General features: G+C 70.3%; 18 protein-coding genes. 14 read left to right on the top strand and 4 right to left on the bottom strand.

Annotation, left to right across the window (positions count from 1 at the left end; all coding sequences use genetic code 11):
• Window positions 1-81: 81 nt before the first annotated feature.
• On the bottom strand, window positions 82-705 hold the full coding sequence (locus JAV51_RS09320; RefSeq protein WP_231641721.1) for a TetR/AcrR family transcriptional regulator: 624 nt from the start codon (window positions 703-705) through the stop codon (window positions 82-84).
• A 93-nt stretch (window positions 706-798) separates the two neighbouring features.
• Between JAV51_RS09320 and JAV51_RS09315 the strand changes: the two genes are divergently transcribed.
• On the top strand, window positions 799-1980 hold the full coding sequence (locus tag JAV51_RS09315) for a cytochrome P450 (protein ID WP_197320276.1): 1182 nt from the start codon (window positions 799-801) through the stop codon (window positions 1978-1980).
• A gap of 89 nt (window positions 1981-2069) precedes the next feature.
• Here the strand turns inward: JAV51_RS09315 and JAV51_RS09310 are convergent, their stop codons facing one another.
• The gene (locus tag JAV51_RS09310) at window positions 2070-2681 is read right to left on the bottom strand and encodes a bifunctional 2-polyprenyl-6-hydroxyphenol methylase/3-demethylubiquinol 3-O-methyltransferase UbiG (RefSeq protein ID WP_197320275.1); all 612 of its coding nucleotides are present in this window, start codon (window positions 2679-2681) and stop codon (window positions 2070-2072) included.
• Window positions 2682-2746: 65 nt separating this feature from the next.
• Between JAV51_RS09310 and JAV51_RS09305 the strand changes: the two genes are divergently transcribed.
• From JAV51_RS09305 to JAV51_RS09275, 7 genes are all read left to right on the top strand, one after another.
• Window positions 2747-4225 (top strand): folylpolyglutamate synthase/dihydrofolate synthase family protein, encoded by a 1479-nt coding sequence (locus JAV51_RS09305; RefSeq protein ID WP_197320274.1) that lies wholly within the window; start codon window positions 2747-2749, stop codon window positions 4223-4225.
• Entirely contained in the window at window positions 4222-4638 is a 417-nt protein-coding gene (locus JAV51_RS09300) for a DUF4233 domain-containing protein (protein WP_197320273.1), read from the top strand. The genes JAV51_RS09305 and JAV51_RS09300 overlap by 4 nt, the downstream gene beginning before the upstream one ends.
• Before the next feature lie 197 nt (window positions 4639-4835).
• Window positions 4836-5246, top strand: coding sequence for a nucleoside-diphosphate kinase (gene ndk, locus JAV51_RS09295; protein ID WP_197320272.1), 411 nt, complete (start codon window positions 4836-4838; stop codon window positions 5244-5246).
• 177 nt (window positions 5247-5423) lie between these two features.
• Complete coding sequence (locus JAV51_RS09290) at window positions 5424-6386, top strand: ABC transporter ATP-binding protein (protein WP_197320271.1); 963 nt, start codon at window positions 5424-5426, stop codon at window positions 6384-6386.
• Window positions 6383-7210 (top strand): ABC transporter permease, encoded by an 828-nt coding sequence (locus JAV51_RS09285; RefSeq protein WP_197320270.1) that lies wholly within the window; start codon window positions 6383-6385, stop codon window positions 7208-7210. Before JAV51_RS09290 ends, JAV51_RS09285 begins: the two co-directional genes overlap by 4 nt.
• 3 nt (window positions 7211-7213) lie before the next feature.
• On the top strand, window positions 7214-8062 hold the full coding sequence (locus tag JAV51_RS09280) for an ABC transporter permease (RefSeq protein WP_197320269.1): 849 nt from the start codon (window positions 7214-7216) through the stop codon (window positions 8060-8062).
• 85 nt (window positions 8063-8147) lie between these two features.
• Window positions 8148-8624 (top strand): hypothetical protein, encoded by a 477-nt coding sequence (locus JAV51_RS09275; RefSeq protein ID WP_197320268.1) that lies wholly within the window; start codon window positions 8148-8150, stop codon window positions 8622-8624.
• A gap of 10 nt (window positions 8625-8634) precedes the next feature.
• Here the strand turns inward: JAV51_RS09275 and JAV51_RS09270 are convergent, their stop codons facing one another.
• The gene (locus JAV51_RS09270; protein ID WP_197320267.1) at window positions 8635-10059 is read right to left on the bottom strand and encodes a S8 family serine peptidase; all 1425 of its coding nucleotides are present in this window, start codon (window positions 10057-10059) and stop codon (window positions 8635-8637) included.
• A gap of 483 nt (window positions 10060-10542) precedes the next feature.
• On the opposite strand from JAV51_RS09270, the gene JAV51_RS09265 reads away from it, so the two are divergent.
• From JAV51_RS09265 to proB, 5 genes are all read left to right on the top strand, one after another.
• Window positions 10543-13596, top strand: coding sequence for an Rne/Rng family ribonuclease (locus tag JAV51_RS09265; RefSeq protein ID WP_197320266.1), 3054 nt, complete (start codon window positions 10543-10545; stop codon window positions 13594-13596).
• A gap of 142 nt (window positions 13597-13738) precedes the next feature.
• Window positions 13739-14053 carry a 50S ribosomal protein L21 gene (gene rplU / locus JAV51_RS09260; protein WP_005444596.1) on the top strand — a complete coding sequence of 105 codons (315 nt, stop codon included), beginning with the start codon at window positions 13739-13741 and terminating at the stop codon, window positions 14051-14053.
• A 15-nt stretch (window positions 14054-14068) separates the two neighbouring features.
• A complete protein-coding gene (rpmA, locus tag JAV51_RS09255) occupies window positions 14069-14326 on the top strand; it encodes a 50S ribosomal protein L27 (protein ID WP_197320265.1) in 258 nt (85 codons plus the stop codon).
• Between the two features lie 110 nt (window positions 14327-14436).
• On the top strand, window positions 14437-15915 hold the full coding sequence (gene obgE / locus JAV51_RS09250; protein WP_197320264.1) for a GTPase ObgE: 1479 nt from the start codon (window positions 14437-14439) through the stop codon (window positions 15913-15915).
• Window positions 15908-17023 (top strand): glutamate 5-kinase, encoded by a 1116-nt coding sequence (gene proB / locus JAV51_RS09245; protein ID WP_197320263.1) that lies wholly within the window; start codon window positions 15908-15910, stop codon window positions 17021-17023. The genes obgE and proB overlap by 8 nt, the downstream gene beginning before the upstream one ends.
• 75 nt (window positions 17024-17098) lie before the next feature.
• Here proB and JAV51_RS09240 read toward each other — a convergent pair whose 3' ends face one another.
• Window positions 17099-18397 carry an MFS transporter gene (locus tag JAV51_RS09240; protein ID WP_197320262.1) on the bottom strand — a complete coding sequence of 433 codons (1299 nt, stop codon included), beginning with the start codon at window positions 18395-18397 and terminating at the stop codon, window positions 17099-17101.
• Between the two features lie 146 nt (window positions 18398-18543).
• Here JAV51_RS09240 and nadD point away from each other — a divergent pair, with 146 nt between their 5' ends.
• The gene (gene nadD, locus JAV51_RS09235) at window positions 18544-19140 is read left to right on the top strand and encodes a nicotinate-nucleotide adenylyltransferase (RefSeq protein WP_197320261.1); all 597 of its coding nucleotides are present in this window, start codon (window positions 18544-18546) and stop codon (window positions 19138-19140) included.
• The last annotated feature ends 70 nt before the right edge of the window (window positions 19141-19210 follow it).

Raw genomic sequence — 19210 nt, 5'->3', positions numbered from 1 at the left:
GGTGACAGACGCGGGGCGGTTGCCGGGCCGCTCCCGCGACGGGCCGGTGCCGAACGGCTGGGTCGTTCGACACCGGCCTCGTCATGTCCCGGGAAGGGCGTCGAGTCCGCCGGTGACGACCCGCACGGCGTCGCGTGCCGCGTCGACGACCTCGGTCGGGGACGTGGACTCGGCGAGTGCGGCGAGCCCGGCGCTCTGCATGGCGCCGATCACCGCGCCGACGGCCGCGGCGGCCTGCGTCCGCGACAGGACCTCGGGGTAGGCGTCGTGGAGCACCGTGGCCAGCCGGAGCTGGGCGTCGTACAGCAGGGCGAGCGCGCCGCTGCGGAGTTCGGGCACCGCCAGGACGAGCCGCCCCTGGGCGAGTTGGTCGGTGGTGCTGAGTCGCTCGCCGTCGCCGTCGACGATCCACCGCAGCAGGTCCTCGGCGGCGGCGAGGAGTGCGTCCTTGGGCGACAGGGCCGCCGTGTGCTCGCGCAGGCGGGCCACCAGATGGTCGACGCGGCGTCTCCGGTGGGCCAGGAGGATGTCCTCCTTGCTGCCGAAGTAGTTGAACAACGTCTTCGTCGAGACGTCGGCGGCGGCGGCGATCTCGGCCACGGTCGTCTCCGCGTAGCCCTTCTCCAGGAACAGTCGCATCGCCTCCCGTCGGAGGGCTTGGCGTGTCTGCTCCTTCTTGCGCTCCCGCAACCCGACCTCGGCCATGGGGATCACTGTAATCCGGCACCGTTTCGTTTCATCGCATGTAACTTTACATTGAGTGTAATCTTTGGGTGTTCTCGTCGAAGGGAGAGCACCATGGCTGACCCGCTGCCGATCACCAGGCAGAATCCGTTCGATCCGCCCGCAGAACTCGTCGACGGCCGCCCGATTCGTCCACTCGCCTTCCCGGACGGACACGTCGGTTGGCTCGTCACCGATCACGCCGTCGCCAGGGAGGTGCTGGCCGATCCGCGGTTCTCCAGCGGGCTCGAACATCGACGCTCACCCATCCGCCGCCCGACGGTCTCGGACTTCCAGGCCGGTCGCGCGGCCCCGCCCGGGTTCTTCATCGCGATGGACCCGCCTGATCACACTCGCTACCGGCGGGCGTTGACGGGGCAGTTCACGGTGCGCCGCATGAACCGGTTGCGGCCTCGGGTGGAGCGCATCGTGGCCGATCGGCTCGACGCGCTGGAGCAGGCGGGACCGGGCAGCGACCTCGTGTCGACCTTCGCGCTGCCCGTCCCGTCACTCGTGATCTGTGAACTGCTGGGCGTGCCCTACGCCGACCGCGAGCTGTTCCAGAACGCGAGTGCGGTGCTCTTGCGGTTGGACTCCTCCGACGCCGAGGCGAGCGAGGCGATGGCCACCCTGCTCGGCTACCTCACCGACCTGATCGCCCGGACGCGACGCGATCCGGGCGACGACATCCTCGGTGGCCTCGTCGCGAGCGGAACCCTCGACGACGACGAGTTGCTGGGCATCGCGTTGCTGTTGCTCGTCGCCGGACACGAGACCACGGCCAACATGCTCGCGCTGGGCACATTCGCGTTGCTGAGCCATCCGGACCAGGTCGAGGCGTTGCGCACGGGCGCGGTCTCGGCCGACTCCGCGGTGGAGGAGTTGCTGCGGTATCTGTCGATCATCCAGTTCGGCACGGGCCGGGCCGCGTTGGGGGACGTGGAACTCGCGGGAGAGCGCATCGCGGCCGGCGACATGGTGATCGTGTCCATCCCGGCGGCCAACCGGAACGCCGAGCGGTTCGCCGACCCGCACACCCTCGACCTCGGTCGGGACGCCCGCGGTCACCTCGCCTTCGGGCACGGCGTGCACCAGTGTCTGGGGCAGCAGCTCGCCCGCATCGAGATGCGTGTCGCGTACACCGCGCTGTTCCGGCGGTTCCCGACGCTGCGCCTCGCCGTTCCCGCCGACGAGGTTCCGCTGCGTCACGACATGGCGATCTACGGCGTGCACGCGTTGCCGGTGGAGTGGTCGTGATGGAGGTCGATCGTGCGTGGCCCCGACGCCGTGGCCGAACGCGCCGAGGCGGTGCGGCTCGCGGTGGACCTGTGCCCCTCCGGCGCTCTTCACGCCCGACGGTAGGTGAGCAGGTAACGCCAGAAGGGCAGCACGCGTACCCGGCTGCCCGGCAGGAGGCGGGCGGACTCGCGGCGGACGTCGGCCAGCGACATGTCCCAGTCGCGGATCGGTGCTCGCGGGAGCGGGTCCCGTCCGCCTCCGAGCCGCTCCGCAGCCGCCACGACGGCGGTCGCGAGCAGATTGATCGGCACGGAGCCGAGCCAGACCGCCCGGTCGAGCATTGTGCTGGCGTGGGCGAGACCCAGTACGGCGAGCACACCGCCCGGCGACAGCGACTCGCGCAACGCCGTCACCGTCCCGAACGGCATGTGATGCAGTGACGCCACGCACGTGACCAGGTCGTAGTGCCGGGACGGCAGCGACAGTGCGGTGACGTCGGCTCGCCGGTACGACACGGTTCCCGGCCCCGGGGAGCCGAGGGCTTCGGCCACGGCCACGACCTCCCCCGCCGGGTCCACCGCGTCCACGTCGAGGCCCCGGGCGGCGAGCTTGCGGGCGAGCGTGCCCGTGCCGCAGCCCACGTCCAGTGCGCGCCGCGCCCCGGCGGGAGCGAGCCGCAGCAACAGCGGGTGGTAGACGTCGTTGTGGTCGAAGGGCACGCGGTCACGGTATCCGCTTCGGACGTAGACTCGGGTGGCATCACCGCGAGTTCTGAGGAGAGTGCGTGCCGTCCGACGACCAGGAGTTTCCTCCCGAACTGACCGAAGGGGAGAACTTCGTCGCCGGTCCGTTGCCTGACGACGAGACCGACGCCGAGCCGGTGGACGAGGCCGCGATCGACGCGGAGGCCCGTCGGGAACTCCTCGAGGTCGAGGCCGAGCTGAACACCCGCTGGCCCGAGACCAAGATCGAGCCGTCGTTGACCCGGATCTCGACGCTGATGAACCTGCTCGGGGATCCGCAGAAGTCGTTCCCCGTGATCCACGTGGCCGGGACCAACGGCAAGAGCTCCACCGCCCGCATGATCGAGGCGCTGCTCAGCCAGCTCGGCCTGCGCGTGGGCCGCTACACCAGCCCGCACCTGCAACTGGTCACCGAACGCATCAGCATCGACGGCGCTCCGATCAGCCCGGAGAAGTACGTCGACACCTACCGTGACATCGAGCCGTTCGTGTCGATGGTGGACACCGCGGCAGGTGACAAGGGGCCACGGCTCAGCAAGTTCGAGGTGCTCACCGGCATGGCCTTCGCCGCGTTCGCCGACGCTCCGGTCGAGGTCGCGGTCCTGGAGACCGGGCTCGGTGGCCGGTGGGACGCCACCAACGTCGCCGACGCACAGATCTCCGTGATCACCCCGGTCGGCTACGACCACATGGACTACCTCGGCGAGAATCTGCGCGCGATCGCCGCGGAGAAGGCCGGGATCATCAAGCCCCAGGGCATCGCGATCCTCGCCGAACAGGAGCCCGACGCCGAGCGCGCGCTGCTCGAACGTGCCGTCGAGGTGGACGCCGTCGTGGCCAGGGCGGGCAGCGAGTTCGGGGTGTTGAGTCGCACCATCGCCGTGGGCGGGCAGTTGCTGAACCTGCAAGGTCTCGGCGGGGCCTACGACGAGGTCTTCCTTCCGCTGCACGGACTGCACCAGGCGAACAACGCCGCTCTCGCGCTGGCCGCCGTCGAGGCGTTCTTCGGCGCGGGCAAGGAACGCAAGCTCGTGCTGGAGTCCGTGCGCGACGCCTTCGCCGGGGTGGAGACGCCCGGCAGGCTCGAACGGGTCAAGGCCGCGCCGACCGTGCTGCTCGACGCGGCGCACAACCCGCACGGGGCGGCGGCGTTGGCGAGCACCATCGACGAGGAGTTCGCTTTCCGCAGGCTCGCGGCCGTGGTCGGCGTGATGGCCGACAAGGACGCCTCCGGCATCCTGGAGGCCCTCGAACCCGTCGTCGACGAGATCGTCGTGACCCGCAACTCGTCGCCGCGCGCCATGCCGGTGGACGAACTCGCCACCCTCGCCGTGTCGGTCTTCGGCGAGGAGCGTGTCACCGTGGAGCCTCGGCTCGACACGGCCGTCGAAACCGCGGTCACGCTCGTCGAGCAGCCGGACGACCCCGAGGAACCGGTCTCCGGTGGCGGTGTCCTCGTCACGGGCTCGGTGGTCACGGCCGGAGAAGCCCGCACGTTGTTCGGCAAGGAGCCCGCATGAGTGAGTCAGCCTCGTCCGGCGCGCAGTCGTCGACGCCCGCGCCGCCTGCGAAGGACCCGATGAAGGGGTTCCGCGGTGTGCAGGCCGGGACGCTGGTGTTGCAGGCCATCGTCGTCGGACTCGCCCTGCCGGTCGTCGCGCAACTGGGCGACGGACTGAGCAGCATGCAGGGATGGACCGTGGGCGGTATCGCGGTGGCCCTGCTCGTGTGCTGTGGACTGCTGCGGTACCCGTGGTCGATCTGGGTGATCCTCGCGCTCAACGTCGCGTTGATCGGGTTCGTCGTGACCCTGCCGTGGGTGACGGTGATCGGCGTGTTGTTCCTCGCGGTGTGGCTCTGGCTCATGTGGCTGCGCCGCGACGTCGCCCGCCGCATGGCGGAAGGACGACTGCCCAGCCAGCAGTCTTCCTGACCATGCACGGCGTGTCCTCCACCTGCGCACGCGTGTCCGCAGTTCCCGTACGGGTGTGCCGCGGTGACGACACGTCGACGCCCATCACGCTCGCCGGGCCGCCCGGAACACGGTGGGCGCGGTCCAGCCCGTTAGGCTGCGCACAACGGGTCCTCTTCGACCCTTCCCGTACCTGATCACCAAAGGAGAACCGCACCGTGAGTGAGCGCACGCTCGTCCTGGTCAAGCCCGACGGCGTCGAGCGCGGTCTCGTCGGCGAGGTCATCGCTCGGATCGAGCGCAAGGGCCTGCGGCTGGCTGCCATGGACCTGCGCACCGCCGAGCGTTCGGTGGCCGAGGAGCACTACGCCGAGCACAAGGACAAGCCGTTCTACGGCGACCTGCTCGACTTCATCACGTCCGGCCCGCTCGTCGCCATCGCGGTGGAGGGCCCGCGCGCGATCGCCGCGTTCCGCCAGCTCGCCGGCGGCACCGACCCGGTCGAGAAGGCCACGCCGGGCACCATTCGCGGCGACTACGCGCTGGAGACGCAGTACAACCTCGTGCACGGCTCGGACTCCCCGGAGTCGGCCGAGCGTGAGCTGAAGCTCTGGTTCCCCAACCTCTGAGCATCATGGCCGCACGGTGACCGGGGACTCTTTTCGAACCCGGTCACCTCGGCCTGTCGTCGGTGACGGCCGACGTCGAGTGGCGGCTTCGACGACCCGTCCACCGGCCGCGCGCCTTCTTGCGCGCGAGGGAATTGTGTTGACGTCTTGTCGGAGCCTTCTGGCAGGGTTTCCGGCGTGTCCAAAAGAAGTAGCGTAGCGGCCTACGGCGACGAGTCCGGGCCTCTCGTCCAGGCCGAGAAGCTCGTCAAACGCTTCGGCGACTTCGAGGCGGTGCGGGGCATCGACCTGGAGGTCCGCCGAGGGGAGTTCTTCGGGTTCCTGGGGCCCAACGGGGCGGGCAAGTCCTCGACGATGCGCATGATCGCCTCGACGTCGCCCCGGTCCGAGGGACGGCTGTCGGTGCTCGGCATGGACCCCGACCGCGACGGACCCCGGATCCGCGCGAGGCTGGGGGTGGTGCCGCAGCAGGACACCCTCGACGTCGAACTGACCGTGCGGCAGAACCTCCAGGTGTACGGCCGGTACTTCGGTCTGTCGCGGGCCACGGCGCGGGCGAAGGCGGAGGAGCTGCTCGACTTCGCCCAGCTCACCGATCGCGCCGACGCCGAGGTCGAGTCGCTGTCCGGCGGCATGAAGCGCAGGCTCACCATCGCGCGGTCCCTCGTCAACGACCCCGAGCTGATCCTGCTCGACGAGCCCACGACGGGCCTCGACCCACAGGCCCGACATCTGTTGTGGGACAAGTTGTTCCGGCTCAAGTCGCAGGGTGTCACGCTGCTCGTCACCACGCACTACATGGACGAGGCCGAGCAATTGTGCGACCGGCTCGTCGTGATGGACGGCGGGCGGATCGTCGCGGAGGGCTCTCCCGCCGAGCTGATCACGCGGTACTCGACGCGCGAGGTGCTGGAGCTGCGGTTGCCGCCCGGGGAGAAGGATGCGGCCGTCGACGTGGTGTCGGGGCTCGGTCAGCGCACCGAGGTGCTGCCCGACCGCATCCTCGTCTACGCCGATTCGGGCGATGCGGCGCTGGAGCAGGTGCACGCTCGCGGTGTGCGTCCGGTGTCGAGCCTCGTGCGTCGCAGCACGCTGGAGGACGTGTTCCTGCGGTTGACGGGGCGGAGTCTGATCGAATGACCACCACCGATTTCCGGACCACCCCGGTGGAGCGCGAGGTCAGGGTCGTGGGTGCGTGGCGTGGTGCGTGGCTGCGCGTCGAGGGGCTCTGGACGTGGTACCGACGCTATTGGACGTCCAATCTGTACTCGTCCGGGTTGCAGCCGCTGTTGTTCCTGCTCGCGATGGGCGTGGGCTTCGGCTCCCAGGTCGAACCCGGTGCGCTCACCGGCGGGGTCTCGTACGTGCAGTACGTCGCCCCCGCCCTGTTGGTGGCCGGGTCCATGCAGTTCGCCGTGGGTGAGTCGAGCTGGCCGGTGTTGTCCGGTTTCAAGTGGCAGAAGAGCTACGTGGCGATCACCGCGACACCGATCACCCCGGGACAGGTCCTCGGTGGACACTTCCTGTGGGTCGGGTTGCGGGTCACGCTCGCGGCGGTGGTGTACGTGGTGGTGGCGAGCTTCTTCGGCGCCTGGACCGGGCCGGGGGTGGTGGGCGCGGCCCTGGTGGGCGTGGTGACGGGCCTGGCCTGTGCCGCCCCGGTGACGGCGCTGGCCGCCACGACCTACGACGAGGGCGGTCGCTTCTCGGCGCTGTTCCGCTTCGTGGTCATGCCGATGGTGTTGTTCTCGGGAACCTTCTTCCCCGTGTCGGAGCTTCCGCTCGCGTTGCGGTGGCTGGCGTGGGTCTCGCCGTTGTGGCACGGCAACGAGCTCGCCCGTGGGCTCGCGTTGGGCGGCCTCGACCTGCTTCCCGCGCTGGGACACGCGGCCGTGCTCGTGGCGTTGTTCGCCGTCGGGGGTCTCGTGGCCCGGCACTTCTTCTATCGCAGGTTGGTGGTGTAGGCGATGGTCGTCACCGGCAGCGCGACCTCCGTGCCCGGCTCTCGTGCCCGCACCGGGGGACTTCTGCTGCGCATCCTCCCGCCGTCGCTGTACGTCGGCCGGGCCAGCGCACTCATCGAGCGTTCGGTGCTCGTGTATTCGCGGGCGTGGCTCGTGTTCGTCTCGGGCGTCGTCGAGCCGCTGCTCTACCTGCTCGCCGTCCAGGTCGGCTTCGGGCGGCTGGTGCCCGAGGTGACCGGACCGGGTGGGCAGGTGATGGACTACGTGGCGTTCGTCGCCCCGGCTCTGCTCGCGGCGTCGGCCATGAACGGCGCGATCTTCGACGCCACGTTCAGCGTCTTCTTCAAGTTCCGCTACGACAAGACCTACGAGGCCGTGTTGAACACGCCGATGGGTCCGTTCGACATCGCACTCGGGGAGATCGGGTGGGCGGTGCTGCGCGGTGCCCTCTACGCGGTGTCCTTCTTCGGGGTCATGGCGGTCATGGGACTGGTCACCACACCGTGGGCGGTGCTCGTGATCCCCGTGGCGGTGCTCGTGTCGTTCGCGTTCGCCGCGATCGGGATGGTGTGCGCGACGCTGTTGCGCACGACGTCGCAGTTCGACTACGTCCAGCTCGCGGTGATGCCGCTGTTCCTCTTCTCGACGACGTTCTTCCCGCTGTCGGTCTACCCGGAGCCGTTGCAGGTGGTCGTGCAGTGTCTGCCGCTGTACCACGGTGTCGAGCTGAGCCGGGGGTTCGCCGCGGGAGTGCTGGACTGGTCGATGGCGGGGCACGCGGCGTACCTGCTGGCGCTCGCGGCCGTCGGGGTCTACGGCGTGTCCCGGCGGCTGCACACGTTGCTGCGCTGAACCGTCGCGCGTCCGTCGTGATTGGGGCACCGCGGCTGCGGGAAGTCCCCCGGCACAGTCGACGTGAGCGCGAACGGAGCACGACGTGGGCAGGAAACGGGGTCTGCGCGCGTGCGGGTCGAGCCGGGCCCGCACGCGACTGTTGCCGAGGCCGTCGCACCTACCGGCGCGAATCACCACCGGTGCCTTCATCCTCAATTCGGGCTACTCGAAATGGGGAGCGGACGAGGCGACGGCGGGACAGTTGCACGGTTTCGCGGCGGGGACCTATCCACCGCTGAAGAAGCTGCCGCCGAACACGTTCGTGCGGCTGCTCTCGGTGGGCGAGATGGCGCTCGGGGCAGCACTCGTGGTGCCCGTGGTGCCGTCGGTGGTGGCGGGGGCGAGCCTCACGGTGTTCGCCGCGGGCCTGGTCGGCATGTACCTCAAGACGCCGGGCATGCGGATGGAGGGCAGCCTTCGCCCCACGCAGGACGGGCTGTCCCTGGCGAAGGACGTGTGGATGCTGGGAATCGGCGCGTCCCTGGTGCTCGACGACGTGCTGGAGCGTCGTCAGAGCTGAACGCCGGCGGCTACCGGGGAGCGCGTGGTGAGGCTGCTCCGTCCGGCGATCCGGGAGCGCCGAGCGCTTCCAGTGCGGCGTCGGCGTCGACCCGGCCGTGGCCGTAGAAGCCGTTGTAGTCGGTGTAGCCCTCGCAGTAGGCGTCCTGGAAGCCGTTGCCGCTGAGGTCGTAGTCGTCGGGGCAGGGTACGGAGGTCGCCGTGCTGGTCAGTGCGGCACGTAGCTGCTCGGGAGTGACGTCGGGGTGTGCGGAGAGCAGCAGCGCCGCGACTCCGGTGACGTGGGGCGCCGCCATGGACGTGCCGCAGAGGGACGCGTACCCACCGGGAACGGTCGACAGCAGGCAGTCACCGTGGCCGCCGCCCGGCGCGGTGAGGTCGACGACCCCGAGTCCGTAGGCGCTGTAGCCCGCCTTGAGTCCCCGGCGGTCGGACGCCGAGACCGACACCGCCTCCGGCAGCGCCGCGGGGAGCACCTCGCACGTCGCCGTCGTCGACTCGGTGTGGGAGGGGGTCACCCGTCGGCCGTGGTTGGACGCCGCCACGACGGTGAGCGTGCCGCGTTCGTGGGCGTGGCGGAGAGCGCGGCTCAACGCGTCCCGGACGACGTCACGCCCCGGACCGTGGGCGCACGACGCCGACCAGGGGGCCACGAGGAAACTGCCATTGACCACGGGAAAGCCCTGTTCGGCGGCCCACATCACGCCGCACACGGCCGCCTCCGGACTCACCCGGCCGTGGTCGTCGACCACACGGATCGACGCCACCCGGATGCCGGGCGCCACTCCCGTCACCCCGCGTCCGTCGTCGGAGGCGGCGAGCAGGCCAGCGACGTGGGTGCCGTGGGCCGACGTCGTGGCTCGCCAACTCTCCGGGGCGCGGTCGTAGCGGCCCGACAGGCAGCCCACCGAACGTTCCGAGTCGACCGCGGAGCGCAGGTCCGGGTGGGTGGGGTCGATGCCGGAGTCGAGGACGCCGACCACCACGTCGGGGCTTCCCCGGTGTCGCGTGTGGGCCTGGTCGGCGTGGATCGCGCGGAGGTTCCACTGCCGCTCGGTCAGGTCGCGCGACCGTCCGTCGGTGAGGCCGACGAACGGTGAGACGGGTGCCACACCCAGTTCGGTGTCCGGGGCCGAGTCGGTCTGGGTCGAGCGAAGGGCGCGTCGTGGTCCCAGCCGCTCCGCGAAGCCGTCGTCGGGGGACGTGGCGACGCCCACCGAGATCGCGGAGTGGTAGGTGTCGAGGTCGCCGCACGCGTCGGCCACCTCGGCCGTCGCCTCGTGTTCCGGCGTGCCGGGAGGGAACAGCACCAGATATCGCTCGGTCGGACCTGTCGTGTCACATGCCTCCGTCGTCGACCGCGCGGCTGCGGGGGCCGCGCCGCCGCCCAGCACGAATGCGATGGTGAGCAGGCACACACCTGCGCTCCTGCGCACTCGCCACCTCCGTCGCCCGGCCCGCGTGTCGCGTGTTCCTCCTCGTCAGCGCACGGTAACGAGCAGGTCAGAGGCCGACAACCGGAACGCGTCCGTGCAGGTCGGGGCTTTCGTTGTCGAACGCGAACGTTGACTCGCGGCTCGTATGGGATACTGGATGTCGGTTGCCGAGTTGGCGCCGCCGCCGAGGAGGTGGCGGACAGCTCTGGGCGACCCGGCGATGCGCTGGGAGAACCGCGGGTCGGGCGCCGTCACGCACATCCCGTGCCGGGCGGCTCGACGGCGTGGCGACGCTTTGCGAGGCGTTCGTGGGTCGACCGGTTCGTCGTCGCGGGACCCGTCATCGGGGTATCGGTTCACCCGGCCCTTCGGTGACATGACAGGCAAGGATTCCCGTCACGGTGACTCACCAGGGCGGTACACAACAGAGAAACGGCCCCTGCGCGGCCGCGTGACGAACGCGCCCGGGGGCGAAGGAGATGTATGACGAACGCGGAGACACCCGCCGAGAACGCTGGCGGGACTGCCGCCACTACCCCCGCACAGGCACTGGCCGAGTTGCCCGCCAAGACCCGGGTTCACGTGCTCGCCAAGGTGTTGGGCACGAGTAGTCGTCAGGTACTGGCCACGTTGGCCGACCTCGGACACAACGCCCGCAGCCCTCAGTCCGGTGTGGCGAAGGACATCGCGGTGCGGGTGGCGGAAGCGCTCGGTGTCGTGGTGACGGAGGACACCGCGGCGGACGAGAACGAGACGAAGTCGGCCGAGCCCGCGCCCGACGCAGCGGGATCGGACGAGACCGGTGAGCCGCCCAAGGCCGCCGAGCAGCCGGAGACCGACGCCGAGCGGCCCGGCTCGCCCGCCGACGCGGCGGACACCTCGGCGAGTGACGACGTCGCCGAGTCCGCGCCCGCCGCGAAGAACGCGACGAAGCCCCAGGCGAAGCCCGAGCAGCAGGGCAAGGAGAACAAGGGTCGCAAGGACGGCAAGGGCAGCGAGAACACGGACACCGAGGCGTCGCGGAGGCGACCGCCGCAGGTTCCGCCGGTCGTGCCGCCCGCGCTCGCCGCGCCCGTGAAGCAGGCCGAGCCGGCTACTCCGCCGCACACCCCGGTCTTCGCAGCCCCCTCGCCGCTGTTCCTGCCGCCGGACCCGGTGGCGGCCACCCCGGTGGCGCCCACTCCGGCGAGCACCTCCGACTCCGAGTCCACCGACGAGGCGGCCGAGGCCGAGACTCGTCCGTCGGGCGAGCGTTCCGACGAGCAGGAAGGTTCCGAGGGTGGCAGCCGTCGTCGCCGCAGGCGCGGTCGCCGTGGTCGAGGCCGGGGCAAGGGCAACGACGAGCAGTCCGGTGATGAGTCGTCGACCTCGTCGGGCACCGACTCCAACGACGAGCGCGCGGCGTCCGCCGAGAAGTCGAACGAGCAGCAGGACGGTGGCGAGACCGCGTCCACCGGCGATGACCAGGGCCCGGCGGAGACCGAGACGGCCAGCAAGCGTCGCCGTCGCCGTCGTCGCCGCAAGAGCGGGGACGACGACAACGCCGAGAACGCCACCTCGTCGGACGACCCGCCCAACACGGTCGTGCACGTCCGCGAGGGCAAGCCCGCCGAGGAGAAGGAGGGCAAGAGCGGAGACGGCGTGCGCAGCGTGCGTGGCTCCACCCGGCTGGAGGCCAAGCGTCAGCGGCGTCGCGACGGCCGGGAGGCGGGCCGCAGGCGAGCCCCGATCCTGTCGGAGTCGGAGTTCCTCGCGCGGCGTGAGTCGGTCGACCGCACGATGGTCGTCGCCGAGCGCGGCGACTCCACGCAGATCGGCGTGCTGGAGGACGGCGTGCTCGTGGAGCACTTCGTCACCTCCGCGGGCAGCGGCTCGATCGTCGGCAACGTCTACCTCGGCCGGGTGCAGAACGTGCTGCCCTCCATGGAGGCGGCGTTCATCGACATCGGCCGGGGTCGCAACGCCGTGCTGTACGCGGGTGAGGTCGACTGGGACGCCGCCGGGCTGGAGGGCAAGGCCCGCAAGATCGAGCAGGCGTTGTCGACCGGCGACCACGTCCTCGTCCAGGTGACCAAGGACCCGGTCGGGCACAAGGGTGCTCGACTGACCACGCAGATCTCCCTGCCCGGGCGGTTCCTCGTCTACGTGCCCTCGGGCGGTGCCACCGGCATCTCGCGGAAGCTGCCGGAGAACGAGCGCCGCAGGCTCAAGGACATCCTCAAGCGCATCGTCCCCGAGGATGCCGGCGTGATCATCCGCACGGCGTCCGAGGGCGTCAGCGAGGAGGAGCTGGGCCGCGACGTCCGCAGGCTCGAAGCCCAGTGGCAGGTCATCAAGGAGAAGGCGGACGCCGCCAACGGCAAGAAGGGCAGCGCGCCGGTCCTGCTGTACGAGGAGCCGGACCTGCTCGTCAAGGTCGTGCGTGACCTCTTCACCGAGGACTTCAGCAAGCTGGAGATCCAGGGCGACACCGCCTGGGAGACGATCCACGCGTACGTGCAGCACGTCGCGCCGGACCTGCTCGACCGGGTCAAGCGCTACGTCGGCACCGGCGACGTCTTCGCCGACTACCGCATCGACGAGCAGCTCATGAAGGCGCTCGACCGCAAGGTGTGGCTGCCTTCCGGCGGGTACCTGGTGATCGACCGCACCGAGGCCATGACCGTCATCGACGTGAACACCGGGAAGTTCACCGGGTCGGGCGGCAACCTCGAGGAGACGGTCACGCGGAACAACCTGGAGTCGGCCGAGGAGATCGTGCGGCAGCTCCGGCTGCGCGACATCGGCGGCATCATCGTGATCGACTTCATCGACATGGTGCTGGAGTCGAACCGCGAGCTCGTGTTGCGCAGGCTCACCGAGTGCCTCGGCCGCGACCGCACGCGCCACCAGGTCGCGGAGGTCACCTCGCTGGGGCTGGTGCAGATGACCCGTAAGCGGGTGGGCACCGGCCTGCTGGAAGCGTTCTCCACGACGTGCGAGCACTGCAAGGGTCGCGGTGTCATCGTGTCGACGGAGCCGCACCGCGGCAACGGCGGCAACGGGCACCAGGGCGGTCACGGGCAGCACGGCGGCCAGGGCTCGCGCCGGTCGCGGAACAAGGCGAAGGCCGAGGAGCGGGAGGCCGCCAAGGCTGCCGAGCAGGCGGCGCAGGCCGCCCAGGCTCCGACGCAGGAACAGCGCGAGTCGGCCGTCTCGGCGGTGCAGGCGATGGCCAACGCGTCCAAGGCGGCGGCCAAGTCGCCGGAGTCGGAGGCCGGTCAGACCACCGAACGTCGGGACTCCGGCACGAAGACGACGCCGACGGAGTCGACGGAGTCGAGCAAGCGTCGCGAGCCCGAGCAGAAGCGCAACGGTGCCGCGCCGGCCACGCCCAGCGCGTCCACCGATCGATCGGACGTGCGACAGTCGTCGCACGACGGGGCGACGAGTGAGGAACCCACGGTGCCCACTCCCGCCCCCCGCGCGGCCCGACGCCCGCGTCGCGCCGCGAGTCGTCCCGCCGGGCCGCCCGTGCCCGTCCGGGAGAACAGCTGACGTCGCCCGCGCGACGCGCCGGAGCCCCAGGTGGACCCCGGTGCGTCGCGCGGGGGAACCAGTCAGTACGCTGTAAGGCGGCCCGCGACCAGGCGGGTCGTCGTAGCCCCAACCCAAGTAGTCGAGTAATCAGGAGACTTCCGTGTCGGCGTATGCAGTCGTCAAGACCGGCGGCAAGCAGTACAAGGTCGCCGTCGGCGATGTCGTCGAGGTCGAGAAGCTCGACGGCGAGCCGGGCACCGAGCACACCCTTCCCGCCGTGATGGTGGTCGACGACGGCAAGGTCACGACGGACGCCGACGCGCTGGCGAAGGTCTCGGTGACGGGCAAGATCGTCGAGCAGACCAAGGGCCCGAAGATCCGTATCCACAAGTTCAAGAACAAGACCGGCTACCACAAGCGCCAGGGTCACCGGCAGCAGCTGACCCGCCTTGAGGTCACCGGCATCGACAAGTGAGGAACCTGACCAGCCATGGCACACAAGAAGGGCGCGTCCAGCTCTCGCAACGGCCGTGACTCCAATCCGAAGTACCTCGGTGTGAAGCGGTTTGGCGGTCAGGTCGTCAAGGCCGGCGAGATTCTCATCCGCCAGCGCGGCACCAAGTTCCACCCCGGCGTGAACGTCGGACGTGGCGGCGACGACACTCTGTTCGCTCTCGCCCCCGGTGCGGTGGAGTTCGGCACGAAGCGTGGCCGCAAGACGGTCAACGTCGTGCCGGTCGAGGCCTGACCGGCTCGACCAGCACACGACTCGAAACGAGGGACGGGCCCGGAACACATCCGGCCCCGTCCCTCGTTTTGCTTGACAGGTGTTTCTCTGCCCCTAGGAAGGCGGCCCCAATGGCATCCCGTTTCGTGGACCGTGCGGTGATCCACGTCGCCGCTGGCGACGGTGGGAACGGCTGCGCGTCGGTGCACCGGGAGAAGTTCAAGCCGCTCGGCGGCCCGGATGGCGGCAACGGCGGCCACGGCGGTGACGTCGTGCTCGTGGTCGACCCCGGCGTACACACGCTGCTCGACTTCCATTTCCGGCCGCACGCCCGTGGTGGCAACGGGAAGCAGGGCCAGGGTGGTCACCGCAGCGGAGCCGCGGGAGAGACGCTGGAGCTGCGGGTGCCGGACGGGACCGTGGTCCTCGACGAGGACGGGGAGGTGCTCGCCGATCTCACGGGCGCGGGGACGCGCTTCGTCGCGGCCCGAGGCGGCCGTGGTGGACTCGGCAACGCCGCGCTCGCGTCACGCGCTCGCAAGGCGCCCGGCTTCGCCCTGCTGGGTGAGCCGGGGGAGGAGCGCGACCTCGTCCTGGAGCTGCGGTCGGTCGCCGACGTCGGTCTACTCGGCTTCCCCTCGGCGGGCAAGTCGTCCCTGATCTCCGTGCTGTCGGCCGCCAAGCCCAAGATCGCCGACTATCCGTTCACGACGTTGGTGCCGAACCTCGGTGTGGTGACGGCGGGCGACGTCGTGTTCACGATGGCCGACGTGCCGGGTCTCATCCCCGGGGCGAGCCAGGGCAAGGGCCTGGGGCTGGACTTCCTGCGGCACATCGAACGCTGCGCGGTGCTGGTGCACGTCGTGGACTGCGCGACGTACGAGCCGGGCCGCGACCCGGTGTCCGACGTCGACGCTCTGGAGGAGGAGCTGTCGCGGTACACCCCAGCGCTGGGCGGCGACCTCGCCTCCCGGCCTCGCGTCGTGGTGCTCAACAAGCTGGACGTTCCGGACGCCGCCGAGCTGGCGGAGCTGGTGCGGCCCGAGTTCGAGGCGCGGGGCCTGCGGGTCTTCGAGATCTCGACGGTGGCCCACAAGGGGCTGCGCGAACTGACCTACGCCCTCGGCGAGATCGTCGAGAGCTACCGGGCGTCCCAGCCGCCGCCGACCCCGACGAAGGTCGTCGTGACCCCGAAGGCCGTCGACGACGGCGGGTTCACGGTGGAACCCGACCCCGAGGAGGACGGCGCGTTCGTGGTGCGGGGTGCCAAGCCCGAACGGTGGATCAGGCAGACGAACTTCGCCAACGACGAGGCCGTGGGTTACCTCGCCGATCGGTTGAACCGTCTCGGCGTGGAGGACCAGCTCGCCAAGCTCGGAGCGCAGCCCGGCTGTTCGGTCACCATCGCGGGTGTCACCTTCGAGTGGGAGCCGTCCACTCCGGGAGTGGCGAGCAAGCTCACCGGACGCGGCACCGACCCGCGTCTCGACCGGTCCGACCGGATCACGGCCGCCGAACGTAAGGAAGCCCGTCGCCTGCGGCGTGGGGGAGCCCCGGAGGACGCCGAGGCTGCCGACGGGAGAGTCGCGGTCGAGGACCCCGATGAGTGAGGTCCGCGCTGCGCTCGCCGGGGCGCGCCGGTTGGTGGTGAAGGTCGGCTCGTCCTCGCTGACGACCGCGAGCGGCGGGTTGGACGTCGGTCGGCTCGACGCCCTCGTCGATGCCATCGCCGACCGGGTGTCGCGCGACACGGAGATCGTGCTCGTCTCCTCGGGTGCCATCGGGGCGGGACTGGCGCCGTTGGCGCTCGGGACCCGGCCGAAGGACCTCGCGACCCAGCAGGCCGCGGCCAGTGTCGGTCAGCTCGCGCTGGCGCACGCCTACGTGGAGTCGTTCGGCCGGTACTCACTCACCGTCGGCCAGGTGTTGATGACGTCGAACGACGTCGTGCGGCGTGCGCACTACCGCAACGCGCAGCGGACGTTCTCCCGGCTCCTGGCGCTCGGAGCCGTGCCGGTGGTGAACGAGAACGACACGGTGGCCACCGAGGAGATCCGCTTCGGTGACAACGACCGGTTGGCGGCGCTCGTGGCGCATCTCGTCGGTGCCGAGGGGCTCGTCCTGCTGTCCGATGTGGATGCCCTGTACGACGGGGACCCCCGCTCCGGTGCCAGCCGCAAGATCACCGAGGTGGCGTCGGAAGCCGACCTGGAAGGGCTCGCTGTCGGTCGGTCGAGCTCCGGGCTGGGGACCGGCGGCATGATGTCCAAGGTCGCCGCCGCGCGCACGGCTGCCGCGGCGGGTATCCCGGTGCTCATCGCGGCGGCTCAGGACGCTCCGTCGGCGCTGAAGGCCGCCGACGTCGGCACGGCGTTCACGCCCGCGCCCAGCCGGATGTCCGCGCGGAGGTTCTGGCTCGGGTACGCGGCGGGGTCGCAGGGACGGCTGGTGCTCGACGACGGTGCCGTGACGGCCGTGGTGCGGCATCGCCGGTCGCTGCTGGCGGCGGGCGTCGTCGGGGTGGACGGTGACTTCCAGGCGGGCGACGTGGTGGACCTCGTGACCCCGGAACAGACCGTGGTCGCGCGCGGGGTGGTGGCGTTCGACGTCACCGAACTGCCCGAGCTGATCGGCCGTTCCACGCACGAGCTGCCGCCGGAACAGCGCCGCGAGGTCGTGCACGCCGACGACCTGGTGCCGCTGCGCCGCCGCCGCTGAGCCCTGCCCGGGCGTGTCCCCACCTCGCGAACGCGTGTCCCGACGTCATGCACACGTGTTCGCGCTCGGCGCGACTCAGCGCAACTCCGACCCGCTGGTCTCCGGCAGCCGCCGGATGACGAGGAAGGCGACCGCCGCGCCTGCGGCGACGTAGTAGAAGAAGGCCGTCCCGAGTCCCGCGTCGGACAACGCCGTGATCAGCAGCGGGGCCGTGCCCCCGAACACAGCGACGGTCAGGTTGTACCAGGCGCCGATGCCGAGGCCGCGCAACGTGGTGGGGAACAACTCGCTCATGATCGCGGGCGCGATGGAGGTCATGGCCGTGTAGAGGGCGAGCCCCACGCAGAACACGACCAGCAGGTTCACCAGCCCCGGCCGGACGAGGGACGACAACGGGACGACGAGAACCGCGGTGGCGGCCGACCACACCAGAAGCTGTGGTCGACGGCCGATGCGGTCGGACAGCGCCCCCATGGGGTACTGCAGCGCCACGAACAACGCCGTCGCCACGGACAGCGCCAGGAACACGTCCACCGCGTCGGCGCCGCGTGAGTTCACCGCGAACGGCGTCAACGCGCTGAAGAACGTGTAGTAGCAGAGCGTGGAGAGCATGCTGAAGCCGACGAGCCGGCCGACGGCCTTCGGGTGACGTCGCAGGGTGGTGAGCAGCGGCCGACGCACTCGTCGTGCCGCCGGGGCGTTGCTGCGGAACTGTTCGGTCTCCTCCAGCGTGCGGCGCAGCCACAGGGCCACCACACCGAGCACGCCGCCGAGGAGGAACGGCAGCCGCCAGCCCCACGACTCCAGCTCCTCGGTGGACAGCGACCGGGCGAGCACGAAGCCCAGGACGGACGCGAGCAGCACCGCCGTACCCGTGGAGATGTAGAAGAACGAGGAGTACCGGCCGCGTCGTTCGGGTGGGGCGACCTCGGCCAGGTAGGCGGAGGCGTTGGACACCTCACCGCCGAGGGACAGACCTTGCGCGATTCGCGCCACGAGCAACAGCAGCGGGGCCAGCCAGCCGATCTGGTCGTACGTCGGCACCACCCCGATCACCACCGAGCCGCCCGCCATGAGCGAAATGGTGAAGATCATGGCGGGTTTGCGTCCGTGGAGGTCGGCGAACCGGCCGATGAGGACCCCGCCCAGCGGGCGGAAGAAGAACGCGAGCGCGTAGGTGGCGAACGTGTTGATCTGCGCGAGGTCGCCCGGGAAGAATGCGCTGGCGAAGTAGATGCTGAACGTCGCGTACACGGTCCAGTCGAACCACTCCAGGGCGTTGCCCGCGCTGGCGCCGAACAGCGTTCGCACGGGAAGCCGGTGCCTGCCGCTCCGGCCCTTCCCGCCGGTGATGTCCACGCCCGACTCGACCATGCGCCCTCCCACCGGCTCGATCGTGTCCGGCGGTGAACTGTGCCACACGAAATGGACTACGGAAAGGTCTCGACCAGCACGGTGGTTGCATTGCAGGGGCCGCCGGAACCGCCGGTGGCGTGCCGCAACGTCTAAGGTGGGTAGTCATGTCCGGACGCCGGCTCGGGGTCATGGGTGGCACGTTCGACCCCGTCCACAACGGGCACCTCGTCGCCGCAAGCGAGGTGCAGCACCGGTTCGGGCTGGACGAGGTCATCTTCGTGCCCACGGGGCAGCCCTGGCAGAAGGCCAACCGTGAGGTGTCGAAGGCCGAGGATCGTTACCTGATGACGGTCATCGCCACGGCGTCGAACCCGGTGTTCTCGGTCAGCCGGGTCGACATCGACCGGGGCGGCCAGACCTACACCGTCGACACGCTGCGTGACCTGCGGGCGGAGTACCCCGACGACGAGTTGTACTTCATCACCGGCGCCGATGCGTTGGAGCAGATCCTCACCTGGCGCGACGTGGACGAGTTGTTCGACCTCGCCCACTTCATCGGCGTCACTCGCCCCGGTTACCGGTTGGACGACCACCACCTGCCGAAGGGGCGGGTGAGTCTCGTCGAGGTCACCGCGATGGCGATCTCCTCCACGGCCTGCCGGGAACGCGTCCGTAACGGCGAGCCCGTGTGGTACCTGATGCCCGACGGTGTGGTGCGTTACATCAGCAAGCGCAAGCTGTACCTGCCGTCTCAGTCCTGAACTCGCACGCGCCCGACCTGCGACGGCGGGTACGCTCGTTCGGCATACCGTTCCACTCAGATGAAGGAGC

This window comes from Saccharomonospora sp. NB11 (assembly GCF_015910535.1).
In the GTDB taxonomy this organism is placed as follows: Bacteria; Actinomycetota; Actinomycetes; order Mycobacteriales; family Pseudonocardiaceae; genus Saccharomonospora.
Note: the sequence above shows the minus strand (reverse complement) of the source record. Positions and strands in the feature narration are given on the sequence as shown.